Source organism: Micromonospora sp. NBC_01740, assembly GCF_035920365.1.
GTDB classification, from domain to species: domain Bacteria; phylum Actinomycetota; class Actinomycetes; order Mycobacteriales; family Micromonosporaceae; genus Micromonospora; species Micromonospora reichwaldensis.
This window is the reverse complement of record NZ_CP109150.1, coordinates 6,821,786-6,834,258: the sequence shown is the minus strand read 5'-3', so window position 1 is coordinate 6,834,258 and position 12,473 is coordinate 6,821,786. Positions and strand designations below refer to the sequence as shown.

Here is a 12,473-nt window from a genome sequence, read left to right as displayed (position 1 = left end):
TACGCCGGTCGGCGGCTCAGCCGGCCGTGCCGGGCCCCGACCGGGCGGGGCGGGGCGACGTCCGGCCGGCTCCGGGCGGGACGGTGGCGGCGTCCGGGGCGGGCGGCCCGGTGTCCGGGGTGGGCGGAGCGGTGTACTGGGCGGGCGGAGCGGTGTCCGGGGTGGGCGGAGCGGTGGCCCGGGCCGGGGCGACCCGGGCCGTCTCGGCCAGCGCGACGCCGACCAGCACCAGGAGCCCGCCGGTGAGCTGGGCGGTGTTGAGGGCCTCACCGGGGCCGATGACGACCCAGGCGACCGCCGAGGCGAGCACCGGCTCGGCCATGCCGATGATCCCGACGCTGGTCGCGGGCAGGTGCCGCATCGCCCCGGCCACCAGCAGGTACGGCGCGATCGAGCCGAGCACCACCGCGTACGCGCAGAGCAGCGCCACGGGCACGCCCCCCTCGGTGTCGGCGGCCAGCGGCTCCCAGCCGCCGGTGCCCACGGTGACCGCGCGGGTGAGCAGGCCCGCCACGGCGGAGGCGCCGAACGCCCAGGTGCACAGCGACAACGTGTCCCGGCGCGCCGCTCCGTGTGCGCCGAGCACGTAGTAGGCGGCGAGGAAGACCGCGGCGCCGAGACCGGCGAGCACGCCGAGGCCGTCCAGCTTCAGTTCGCCCCACACCTCGGCCACGCAGCCGAGACCGACCAGGCTCAACGCCAGACCGGCCCAGAGCCGCGGGCGCACCCGGTGGCGCTGACCGAACCGGGCCCAGAGGGCGACCAGCAGCGGGGCGGTGTACTCGAACAGCAGCCCGATCCCGACCGGCAGCCGGGAGATGGCGACGAAGTAGAGCATCGGTACGGCGAAGAACCCGGCCAGCCCGTACCCGATCAGCAGCGGCAGCTGGCCGGGGGTGGCCCGGAGCCGGCGGGCCCCCGGACGCAGCAGCACGCTCAGCACCAGCAGCCCGGTGACGGCGCCGGCGGCGCGCAGCAGGGTGAGCTGCGGGGCGTCCAGGCCGGCGCGGAGCACCAGCTTGGAGACGGTGCCGTTGACGGCGAAGAGCCCGGCCGAGGCGAGCACCATGGCGACCCCGAGGACGGGGCGGGGGGTTGTCACGAGCGGAGGCTACCGCCGCGGTCCCCTGCCGGCGTCCAGCACAGCCGCGGCGGCGGACGCCGGGGCCGACACCTGCCGGGACGTCGACCGAGGTCCGCGCGTCACACGTTGCATTTTCGTCGGAGGGAGGGTGTACTGTCAGCAGTAGTTAGAACGAGTGTTCGATTGCCTCGAACGCCCGTTCCAACCATCCGGGGCGGTGTTTCGCGGCGCGGCTCCGGGCGGTGCGGCTCCGCGGGCCGCACCTGGGTCCCGGGCAGTCGCGAGTCCGGGCCCGTCAGGCAGGAGCGTCGCCCGCCGCCCACGACCCCCGGGCGGCGGGCGACGAACCCGCCGGTAACGCCGGCCGGGTGTGGTGTGGGGAAGCGTCCACACCCGGCCGGCCACCCCACCGGTGCGTCTTCCTCCGCACCACTCGACCCGGCGTCCCGCCGGCGGCCCAGGGCCGTCTCCGGGACGGCGCCTCGGCCACGTGGAGGAGACAGTCCCATGCCGACCAACCCGGCTCAGGCACCGACGGTGCCGGCGCACGTGCTGCCGCACCGCACCCCCGCCCAGCTTCTCGCGGTGGCCCGGCGCGGGCTGGCCGAGGCCGCCCAGACCCGTCCCGACGGCCTCCGCTACGCCGCCGCCCACCTGGCCGCGCTCCGCGCGGCCGCGGCCGTGCTCGCTGCCCGGGCGCGTCCCGCCCCCACCCGACGCCACCGGGTGACCAGCGTCTGGATCCTGCTCTCCGGTGTCGCCCCCGAGCTCGACGAGTGGGCCCGGTTCTTCGCCCTCGGCGCCGGCAAGCGGGCCGCCGCCGAGGCCGGCATCCCACGGGTCGTGACCGCCCGGGAGGCCGACGACCTGCTGCGCTCCGCCGAGCAGTTCGTCACGGTCGTGGAGGCCGCGCTCGGCGTGGCCCACCAACCGGCACTCGACGGCCTCGCGGCCTGACCCGGGCACCCGGCCAGCCGACGGCGACCGGGTGCCCCGGCGCGGCACGCGCACGTCTGATCCGACAGCACGACGGGGGGTAGGTCCGATGGCGGGCCGGATGGTGGTCGGTTCCGCCGCACTGGCCGGTCTGGTGCGCCCGGCGAGCGCGCCGGACCCGGCGACCGGTCACCGGCTGTTGCCGGTGGCCCCCGAGCTGACCGGGCTGCTGCCCAACCGGGGACTGCGGCGGGGCAGCACGATCGCGGTGGCCACCGGCCAGCCCCGGCGCAGCGGCGGCACCTCGCTGGTTCTGGCGTTGCTCGCCGAGGCGTCCCGGGCCGGCTCGTGGTGCGCCGTGGTCGGGGTTCCGACGTTCGGGGCTGGCGCCGCCGCCGAGTTGGGCATCGCCCTGGACCGGCTCGCTCTGGTGCCCCACCCGGGCCCGGAGTGGGCCACCGTCATCGCCGCGCTGATCGACGGGGTGGACGTCGTGGTCGCCGCCGTGCCGACGACGGTCTCCGCCTCGGTCGCCAACCGGCTGGCCGCCCGGGCCCGGCAGCGCGGCAGCGTCCTCGTCCCGTACGGGCGGTGGGACGGCGCGGACGTGACCCTCCAGGTGGTCCGGGGCGCCTGGGAGGGGCTCGGGCAGGGGCGGGGCCGGCTGCGTCGCCGCGAGGTCACCGTCTCCGCGCGGGGCCGCGGGGCCGCCGCCCGCCCCAAGGAGATCAAGGTCTGGCTGCCCGGGGACGGGCTGACCCGGGTCATTCCCCGCTCCGCTCCCGCCGCCGCCGTCTCCGCCACCGGCCGGTCGACCGCCGGCCGGCTCCGCCAGGTCGGCCCGGCCGTCGCCTCCACGCCCACCGCCCCGTCCCGTCGCGCCGCGCTCACCCTGGTCGGTCCGACGTGACCGCCGCGCTCACCCTGGTCGGTCCGACGTGACCGCTGCGCCCGTGCGGACCCTGCTGCTCTGGTGCCCGGACTGGCCGGTGCTCGCCGCGGAGATCGTCGACGGGGTGCCGGCCACCGACCCGGTCGCCGTGCTGCACGCCAACCGGGTGGTCGCCTGCTCCGAGCGGGCCCGCGCCGAAGGGGTGCGCCGAGGGCTGCGCAAACGTGAGGCCCAGGGCCGATGCCCCCAGCTCACCGCCGTCGAGTACGACCCCGGGCGGGACGCCCGGGCGTTCGAACCGGTGGTCGCCGCCGTCGAGGAACTGGTCGCCGGCGTCGAGGTGGTACGCCCCGGCGCGTGCGCGGTGGCGGCCCGGGGGCCGAGCCGCTACCTCGGGGGTGAGGAGGTGGCCGCCGAGCGGATCGTCGAGCACGTCGCCCAGGCCTGCGCGGTGGAGAGCCAGGTCGGCATCGCCGACGGGGTCTTCGCCGCCGGGCTGGCCGCCCGCGACGGACGGGTCGTTCCGCCCGGCGGGACACCGGGGTTCCTCGCCGACCTGCCGGTCGAGGCGCTCGGCCGCCCGGCCCTGGCCGACCTGCTGCGCCGGCTCGGCGTACGCACCCTGGGCGACTTCGCCGCGCTGCCCGCCGGCGACGTGCTGGCCCGGTTCGGCTTCGACGGTGCGTTGGCCCACCGGCTGGCGGCCGGGCGGGACCACCGTCCACTCGCAGTCCGGCAACCCCCGGTCGACCTCGCGGTCACCGCCGACCACGACGAGCCGCTCGACCGGGTCGACGCGGCGGCCTTCGCCGCCCGGGCACTGGCCGAACGGCTGCACGACCGGCTCGCCGCGCACGGGCTGGCCTGCACCCGTCTCGGCATCGAGGCGGTCACCGCGCACGGCCAGGAACTGCACCGGGTCTGGCGGCACGACGGGCTGCTCACCGCCGCGGCCATCGCCGACCGGGTGCGCTGGCAACTCGACGGCTGGCTGTCCGGCAGCACCGGCCGGGCCGGCACCCGCCCGACCCGCCCGACGGCGGGCATCATCCGGCTGCGGCTGGTCCCGGACGGGGTGGTCGCACAGGCCGGCCTGCAACCCGGCCTGTGGGGGGAGACCGGCGAGGAGCGGGAGCGGGCGCACCGGGCGTTGAGCCGGGTGCAGGGCATCCTCGGCCCCGAGGCGGTCGTCACCGCGGTGCTCGGCGGCGGGCGCTCACCGGCCGACCAGGTGCGCCTGGTGCCGTGGGGCGACGAACGCCTTCCGGCCCGGCCCGTCCCGCCGCCGTGGCCGGGCCGCCTGCCGCCACCAGCACCGGCCGTGGTGCTGCCCGACCCGCTCGCCGCGGTCGTGCACGACGCCGCCGGCACACCGGTCGAGGTCAGCGCGCGGCTCCAGGTCAGCGCCGAGCCGGCCCGGCTGACCGTGGGCGCCGCCCGGCCGGTCGAGATCGTCGGCTGGGCCGGCCCCTGGCCGGTCGACGAGCGCTGGTGGGCGCCGTCCGAGGCCCGCCGCCGGGCCCGGTTCCAGGTATGCCTGGCCGACGGTACGGCCCTGCTGCTCGCCGTCGAGGCCGGGCGGTGGCTGGTGGAGGCGATCTATGACTGAGCGCCTGCCCGCGGTCATCGACCGGCCCCCGCCCCGCCCTCACCGCCCCGCTCGACCCGACGCCCTGCCGGCGGGTCGGCTCGGCCGGCGTGGAGTCTTGCTGGCGGCCCGGTCCGGGCGTGTTGAACCCCTGCCGACGGGTCGCCCCGACGCTCTGCCGACGGGTCGGCTCGGCCTGGGAGGAGCCTCGCCTGCGGCCCGGTCTGCGCGGGGCGGAGCCCTGCCGGCGGCTCAGCTCGGCAGGGGTGGAGTCTTGCTGGCGGCTCGGTCCGGGCGTGTTGAGCCCCTGCCGGCGGCTCGGCCCGGCCGGTCCGATGCCCTGCCGGAGGGTCGGTTCGGCCAGCGTGAGGCTTCGCCAGCCGTCCCGCCGACGCTGTCGAGTTGCCCCGTTGACGGGACCGCCGGACGCAGGCTCTCGGATCTTGGTGAGTTTCGGCCCCTCCAGGGGCTCAAACTCGCCAAGATCTCTTCGGCTGCCCGCCCGGAGGGGCTCTGATGAGCTTCCACAACCCGAAGCTGCCCTGGTCGGAGTTGGAGCGTGTGCTCTCCGGTCGGGAATCCGGCACCGGCCGATCGGGCGCGGGTCGGCCGGGTGCGGGCGGGACGGGCGCGGGTCGGCCGGGTGCGGGCGGGACGGGCGCGGGTCGGCCGGGCGCGGGTCGGCCGGGCGCGGGCGCGGGGGCCTCGGGCGAGGAACGATCTGGTGCGGGCGCGGGTCGGCCGGGTGCGGGCGGGACGGGTGTGGGCCGGCCGGGCGCGGGGGCGTCGGGCGAGGATCGGTCGGGTGCGGGTGCGGGTGCGGGTGCGGGTGCGGGGCGGCCGGGCGTGGCTGCGGGGGCGACGAACGAGGATCGGCCAGGTGCGGGTCGGTCGGGTGCGGGTCGGTCGGGTGCGGGGCGGACGGGTACGGGCCGAGCGGGTACGGGCCGGTCGGAGGCGGAACGAGGGGGTGCGGGCGGGCTGGGGGAGGGGCGGGTCGGGGAGGGCAGCCGGGTGCGCGACGAGCGGCACCTGCACGTGGTCGACCCGTTGGCCGTGGACGCCGACGGCGGCGACTCTCCCGCCTGGAGCCGCAAGCGGGAGCACTACCAGCCGCCCGAGGTGGCCCGCCCCGACGACGCGGTGCCGTACGCCGAGTTGCACGCGCACACCAACTTCAGTTTCCTCGACGGTGCCAGCCACCCGGAGGAACTGGCCGAGGAGGCGGCCCGGCTGGGCCTCACCGCGCTCGCCGTCACCGACCATGACGGCTTCTACGGGGTGGTGCGCTTCGCCGAGGCGGCCCGCGCGCTGCACCTGCCGACGATCTTCGGCGCCGAACTCTCCCTGGGCCTGCCCGGCCCGCAGAACGGCGAGCCCGACCCGCTCGGGCGGCACCTGCTGCTGCTCGCCCACGGCCACGAGGGGTACGCCCGGCTCGCCTCGACCATCGCCCGCGCCCAGCTGCGCGGCGGGGAGAAGGGCCGCCCGGTCTACGGCGAGCTGGAGGAGATCGCCGCCGAGTTGCGCGACCACGTGCTGGTGCTCACCGGCTGCCGCAAGGGGCACGTGCCGTCGGCGCTGCTCACCGAGGGGGTGGACGCGGCGGCCCGCGAGCTGGACCGGCTGACCGCCCTGTTCGGTGCGGAGACGGTGGCGGTGGAGCTGACCGACCACGGGCACCCGGTGGACGCCGACCGCAACGACGCGCTCGCCGAGCTGGCGGCGGCGGCCGGCCTGCCCACGGTGGCCACCAACAACGTGCACTACGCCACCCCGGGCCGGCGGCGGCTGGCCACCACCGTCGCGGCCGTTCGGGCCCGGCGCAGCCTGGACGAGATCGACGGCTGGCTGCCCGCGGCCGGCACCGCCCACCTGCGCGGCGGCGCCGAGATGGCGGCCCGGTTCGCCGCGTACCCGGGTGCGGTGGCCCGGGCCGCCGAGTTCGGGGCCGAACTCGCCTTCGACCTCCAGCTCGTCGCGCCGCGGCTGCCGGCGTACCCGGTGCCGCCCGGGCACACCGAGATGAGCTGGCTGCGCCACCTGACCCACGCCGGCGCCCGCGAGCGCTACGGCCCGCCCGAGGCGCACCCCAGGGCGTACGCGCAGCTCGACCACGAGCTGAACATGATCGAGGAGCTGGGCTTCCCCGGCTACTTCCTGGTGGTCTACGACATCGTCACGTTCTGCCGCGAGCAGGACATCTACTGCCAGGGGCGGGGCTCGGCGGCCAACTCGGCGGTCTGCTACGCGCTGCGGATCACCAACGTGGACGCCGTCCGGCACCGGCTGCTCTTCGAGCGCTTCCTCGCCCCGGAGCGCGACGGCCCGCCGGACATCGACGTCGACATCGAGTCCGACCGCCGGGAGGAGGTGATCCAGCACGTCTACGCCCGGTACGGCCGGGAGCACGCCGCGCAGGTGGCCAACGTCATCTCCTACCGGCCCCGCTCGGCGGTGCGGGACGTGGCCAAGGCGTTCGGGTTCTCGCCCGGCCAACAGGACGCCTGGAGCAAGCAGATCGACCGCTGGGGCTCCGTGGCCCCGGTCGACGTGGCGGACATCCCCGAGCAGGTGGTCGCGTACGCCAACGAGTTGCAGACGTTTCCCCGGCACCTGGGCATCCACTCCGGCGGCATGGTGATCTGCGACCGGCCGGTGATCGAGGTGTGTCCGGTGGAGTGGGGGCGGATGCCGGGCCGCAGCGTGCTCCAGTGGGACAAGGACGACTGCGCCGCCGTCGGCCTGGTCAAGTTCGACCTGCTCGGGCTCGGCATGCTCTCCGCGCTGCACTACGGCTACGACATGATCGGGATGAGCCTGGACCTCGGGGACATGACGCTGGACGATCCCGAGGTCTACGACATGCTCTGCCGGGCCGACTCGGTCGGGGTGTTCCAGGTGGAGAGCCGCGCGCAGATGGCCACCCTGCCCCGGCTGAAGCCCCGCGAGTTCTACGACCTGGTGGTCGAGGTGGCGCTGATCCGGCCCGGCCCGATCCAGGGCGGCTCGGTGCACCCGTACATCCGGCGCAAGAACGGCCAGGAGCCGGTGACCTACCCGCACCCGCTGATGCGCAACGCGCTGGAGAAGACCCTCGGCGTACCGCTGTTCCAGGAGCAGTTGATGCAGCTCGCCATCGACCTGGCCGGCTTCGACGCGGCGGGGGCCGACCAGCTGCGCCGGGCGATGGGCGCCAAGCGCTCCGCCGAGCGGATGGCCCGCATCGCCGACCGGCTCTACGCGGGCATGGCCGAGCGGGGCATCACCGGCGAGCTGGCCGACGACGTCTTCCACAAGCTCTCCGCGTTCGCCAGCTACGGCTTCCCGGAGAGCCACGCGATGAGCTTCGCCTACCTGGTCTACGCCAGCTCCTGGCTCAAGCGCTACCACCCGGGGCCGTTCCTGGCCGCGCTGCTCAACGCCCAGCCGATGGGCTTCTACTCGCCGCAGACGCTTGTCGACGACGCCCGCCGGCACGGGGTGGAGGTGCGTCGGCCGGACATCAACGCCAGCGGCGCGCTGGCGGTGCTGGAGTCCACCCCGCGGACCCGGTGGGGCAGCGCGCCGGGGGAGCCGCCGCACGCCTGGGGGCTGGACGGGCCCGCCGTCCGGCTCGGGCTCTCCGGCGTGCGTACCCTCGGCGACGGGGTGGCCGAGCGGATCGAGGCGGAGCGGGCGGCGCGCGGGCCGTACCGCGACATGCCGGACCTGGCCCGGCGCGTGGGTCTCACCGCCGCGCAGCTGGAGGCGTTGGCCACCGCGGACGCCTTCGCCTGTTTCGGGCTGTCCCGGCGGCAGGCCCTCTGGGCCGCCGGCGCGGCGGCCCAGGACCGGCCGGGCCGGCTGCCGGGCACGGTGACCGGCGCGACCGCGCCCACCCTGCCCGGGATGGAGGCGGTGGAACGGCTGGTCGCCGACGTCTGGGCGACCGGGTTGTCGCCGGAGAGCCACCCGGCGAGCTTCATCCGCCCCCGGCTCGACGCGCTCGGTGCGGTGCCGATCGCCCGGCTCGGTCGGGTGGAGCCGGGGCGGCGCATCCGGGTCGGCGGGATCGTCACCCACCGGCAGCGGCCCGCGACCGCCGGCGGGGTCACCTTCCTCAACCTGGAGGACGAGACGGGGATGCTCAACGTCACCTGCTCCCCGGGCCTGTGGCAGCGCTACCGGCGGGTGGCCCGCACGAGCGCCGCCCTGGTGGTGCGGGGGCGGTTGCAGCGGCACGAGGGAGTGATCAACCTCACCGCCGACCGGCTGGACGCCATCGAGCCCCCGGTCAGTCCGCCCTCGCGCGACTTCCGCTGACGGCAGTGATCCACATTACGGTTTTCCGCGCCGGATGGAGGGACACTCCAGCTCGCGTGGGCAGAGTGGCCCGCGCGAGCACGAGGGGGACGAACGATCATGGGAAACAACGACCGTAGCGGTGGGGTGGCGAACTCCCGGCGGACCCGGCTCGGCGCCGGTTGGACCCCGAGCCACCACACGGAGCCGCGCGAGTACGAGATCGTCGAGGGCCCGGTGGCCAACGCCCTGCGGTCGCGGGCCGAGGACGACGCCGCAGCCGGCGAGTCCTGATCTCCCACCCGGAGCAGGCCGGGCCGCCACAGGTGCGGCGCGGTGCGGCTGGACCGGGTGACTAGGCTCGACCGGGTGGAGCAGACCCCAGGCCGGCTCGCCGGGCCGCCGCTGACCCCCCGTACCGCCGTGATCTGGTCGGTGCTGCGCGCCGAGCTGGAGCGCCGCGCCGGCACCGCGCTGACCGTGCTCGACGTCGGCGGCGGCACGGGCGGCTTCGCCGTGCCGCTGGCCCAGGCCGGGCACCGGGTCACCGTGGTCGACGCCAGTCCCGACGCGCTCGCCGCACTGACCCGCCGGGCCGCGGAGGCCGGCGTGGCCGAGCGGGTCCGCGCCGTGCAGGGCGACGGCGACGCGCTCGCCGGCCTGGTCGAGCCGGGCAGCGCCGACCTGGTGCTCTGCCACGCCGTGCTGGAGGTCGTCGACGATCCCGCGGCGGTGGTGGCGGCGTTGGCCGCCGCGCTGCGGCCGGGCGGCGCCGCGAGCGTGCTCGTCGCCGGCCGGGCCGCCGCCGTGCTCGGCCGGGCCATGAACGGGCACCTGGACGTCGCCGCCGCGCTGGCCGCCGATCCGGCCGGCACCGCCGGCACCCGGGACACCCTGCGCCGGCGCTACGACGCCGACGGCGCCGCCGCGCTGCTCACCGCCGCCGGGCTCGCGGTCGAGCAGATCCACGGCGTACGCGTGCTCGCCGACCTGCTCCCCGCCGCCGTCGCCGACGGCCAGCCCGCCGCCCTGGTCGAGTTGGAGCGGGCGCTCGCCGCGCGGGCGCCCTGGCGGGACCTCGCCGCCCAGCTGCACCTGTTCGCCCGCCGCCCGTGACCGACCCGCCCCGCCCGCCCGGGCCCACGCTGGAGATCGTCGGGCCGCGCTACGGCGACGCCAGCCTCGCCGACGTCCTGCCGTCCGCGCTCGCCGTTCTCGACGTGCCCGGCGCCACCGACCCGCTCGGGCTGCGGGCCGCGCTGCCCGGGGTACGCCGGATCGCGGTGCTGCTCGTCGACGGCCTCGGCTGGCACCAGATCCCGACCGCCGCCCCGTACGCGCCGACCCTGGTGGGGCTCGCCGCCACCGTCGGGCGGCAGCTGACCTCCGGCTTCCCGTCGACCACGCCGACCAGCCTGGTGACGCTGGGCACCGGCGCCGCGCCCGGCGCGCACGGCGTGCTCGGGTTCACGGTGCGGGTGCCGGGGACCGACCGGGTGCTCAACCACATCGAGTGGGCGGCCGATCCGGCGCCGCTGCGCTGGCAGCCGGTGCGTACCCAGCTGGAGCGGGCCCGGGTCGCCGGGGTCGCGGTGACCGTGGTGAGCCGGCCGGAGTTCGGCGGCAGCGGGCTGACGCTGGCCGCCAACCGGGGCGGCGACTACCGCGGCGCGACCGGCGTCGACGCGCTCGCCGAACGGATGCTCGCCGCCCTGGCCGCCGGGCCGGGGCCCACCCTGGTCTCCGGCTACCACCCCGACCTGGACCGGCACGGCCACCTCAGCGGTGTCGACTCGGCGCCCTGGCGGATCGCCGCCGCCGAGGTGGACCGGCTGCTGGCCCGGCTCGTCGACGGGCTGCCGCCCGACGCCGCGCTGCTGGTCACCGCCGACCACGGCCAGCTCGACGTGCCGGCCGAAGACCGCTTCGACCTGGACACCGACCCCCGGCTGCGCGCCGGGCTGGAGGTGGTCGCCGGGGAGCCGCGGGTCCGCTACCTGCACGTCACCCCCGGCGCCGTGGACGACGTGGTGGCCTCCTGGTCGGCGGTGCTCGGCGACGCGGCCCGGGTGCGTACCCGCGACGAGGTGGTGGCCGCCGGCTGGTTCGGTCCGGTGGCGGAGGAACACCTGGCGCGCATCGGCGACGTGGTGGTGATCTGCAACGGCACGTACGCGGTGACCGCCTCCCGCTCCGAGCCGCCGGCGGTCTCCCGGCTGGTGGCGTACCACGGGGCGGACACTGCGGCCGAGATGGCGATCCCGCTGCTGGTCGTACGCGGCTGACGCGCCGGCCCGCCGGGCGGGGATGTCGCAGGTCCGGGCTAGCCTGCGGGGATGGGCCGCAGCCAGTCGTTGCCCCGGGGTGGCGATCCCCGGTTCGGGCCGGACGCCGACGATTCCGGCTGCCCGATCCTGCACGTCGACATGGACGCCTTCTTCGCCTCGGTCGAGGTCCGTCGCCGGCCGGAGCTGCGCGGTCGGCCCGTCGTGGTCGGCGGGACCGGCCCGCGCGGGGTGGTGAGCTCCGCCAGCTACGAGGCCCGGCGCTACGGCGTACGCAGCGCCATGCCCACCGCCCGGGCCCGGGCGCTCTGCCCGCACGCGGTCTACCTGCCGCCGGACTTCACGCAGTACTCGGCGGCCTCCGCCGCGGTGATGCAGATCTTCCGGGACGTCACCCCCCTGGTCGAGCCGCTCTCCCTGGACGAGGCGTTCCTCGACGTGGCCGGCGCCCGGCGGCTCTTCGGCCCGCCGGCCGCCATCGCCCGGCGCATCCGCGAGCGGGTCGCGGGGGAGCAGGGGCTGAGCTGTTCCGTCGGCGTCGCGCCGAGCAAGTTCGTGGCCAAGCTCGGCTCGACCCGCGCCAAGCCCGACGGCCTGCTCGTCGTCCCGGCCACCCGGGTGCTCGAGTTCCTGCACCCGCTGCCGGTGTCGGCGCTGTGGGGCGTGGGGGAGCGGTCCACCGAGACGCTGCGGCGGCTGGGCCTGGCCACGATCGGCGATCTCGCCGAGGCCCCGGTCGGCATGCTGCGCAAGGCGCTCGGCGACGCGTCCGCCGCCCACCTGCACGAGCTGGCCTGGGGGCGCGACCAGCGCCGGGTCAGCCCCGAGCAGGCGGAGAAGTCGATCGGTGCCGAGGTGACCTTCGACGTGGACGTCACCGACCCGCTGGAGATCCGCCGGGCGCTGCTCGCCCTCGCCGAGAAGGTCGGCATCCGGCTGCGCCGGGCCGGGCAGGTCGGGCGCACCGTGTCGCTCAAGGTGCGGCTGACCGATTTCCGCACCGTCAGCCGCTCCCGCACGACGGGCGTGCCGACCGACGTCGCCAGGGAGATCTTCGACACCGTCTGGGCGCTCTACACCGCGCTCGACCCGGTTGAGCCGGTCCGTCTGGTCGGCGTACGGGTCGAGGGGCTCGCCGCCGCGCGGGAGACCCCGCGGCAGCTCACCCTCGGTGCGCCCGAGCGGGGCTGGCGGGAGGCGGAGGCCGCAGCCGACGCCGCCGCTGCCCGTTTCGGGCGGTCCGTCATAGGTCCGGCCAGTCTGCTCGGGGTCCGCGAGGGGCGACGAAATGAAAATCCACCCCGGCCGTAGGTCGTCCCGCTTTCCGACGCGCGAGGGCCCTCGTAGACTTGCGGGTAAGCAGCCGGTTGGCTGCCACGGTCTGTCGGCCCGACCGGGCCGACC

Annotated in this window: 9 protein-coding genes; 8 read left to right on the top strand and 1 reads right to left on the bottom strand. The window is 76.8% G+C overall.

All coding sequences use genetic code 11. The features are described from left to right. Positions 1–16: 16 nt before the first annotated feature. The gene (locus OG989_RS29670; protein WP_327029141.1) at positions 17–1,102 is read right to left on the bottom strand and encodes an EamA family transporter; all 1,086 of its coding nucleotides are present in this window, start codon (positions 1,100–1,102) and stop codon (positions 17–19) included. A 489-nt stretch (positions 1,103–1,591) separates the two neighbouring features. On the opposite strand from OG989_RS29670, the gene OG989_RS29665 reads away from it, so the two are divergent. From OG989_RS29665 to OG989_RS29630, 8 genes are all read left to right on the top strand, one after another. Then, the gene (locus tag OG989_RS29665; RefSeq protein WP_132236251.1) at positions 1,592–2,041 is read left to right on the top strand and encodes an SAV_6107 family HEPN domain-containing protein; all 450 of its coding nucleotides are present in this window, start codon (positions 1,592–1,594) and stop codon (positions 2,039–2,041) included. Between the two features lie 88 nt (positions 2,042–2,129). Then, positions 2,130–2,930 (top strand): hypothetical protein, encoded by an 801-nt coding sequence (locus OG989_RS29660; RefSeq protein ID WP_327029140.1) that lies wholly within the window; start codon positions 2,130–2,132, stop codon positions 2,928–2,930. 28 nt (positions 2,931–2,958) lie between these two features. Beyond that, entirely contained in the window at positions 2,959–4,521 is a 1,563-nt protein-coding gene (locus tag OG989_RS29655) for a DNA polymerase Y family protein (protein ID WP_327029139.1), read from the top strand. A 960-nt stretch (positions 4,522–5,481) separates the two neighbouring features. Continuing rightward, complete coding sequence (locus OG989_RS29650; protein WP_327031259.1) at positions 5,482–8,805, top strand: error-prone DNA polymerase; 3,324 nt, start codon at positions 5,482–5,484, stop codon at positions 8,803–8,805. A gap of 99 nt (positions 8,806–8,904) precedes the next feature. Further along, positions 8,905–9,078, top strand: coding sequence for a hypothetical protein (locus tag OG989_RS29645; RefSeq protein ID WP_192581451.1), 174 nt, complete (start codon positions 8,905–8,907; stop codon positions 9,076–9,078). Between the two features lie 57 nt (positions 9,079–9,135). Continuing rightward, positions 9,136–9,900 (top strand): methyltransferase domain-containing protein, encoded by a 765-nt coding sequence (locus tag OG989_RS29640; protein WP_151455434.1) that lies wholly within the window; start codon positions 9,136–9,138, stop codon positions 9,898–9,900. Beyond that, a complete protein-coding gene (locus OG989_RS29635; protein ID WP_327029138.1) occupies positions 9,897–11,069 on the top strand; it encodes an alkaline phosphatase family protein in 1,173 nt (390 codons plus the stop codon). The genes OG989_RS29640 and OG989_RS29635 overlap by 4 nt, the downstream gene beginning before the upstream one ends. Before the next feature lie 51 nt (positions 11,070–11,120). Then, positions 11,121–12,380 carry a DNA polymerase IV gene (locus OG989_RS29630; protein WP_151455425.1) on the top strand — a complete coding sequence of 420 codons (1,260 nt, stop codon included), beginning with the start codon at positions 11,121–11,123 and terminating at the stop codon, positions 12,378–12,380. The last annotated feature ends 93 nt before the right edge of the window (positions 12,381–12,473 follow it).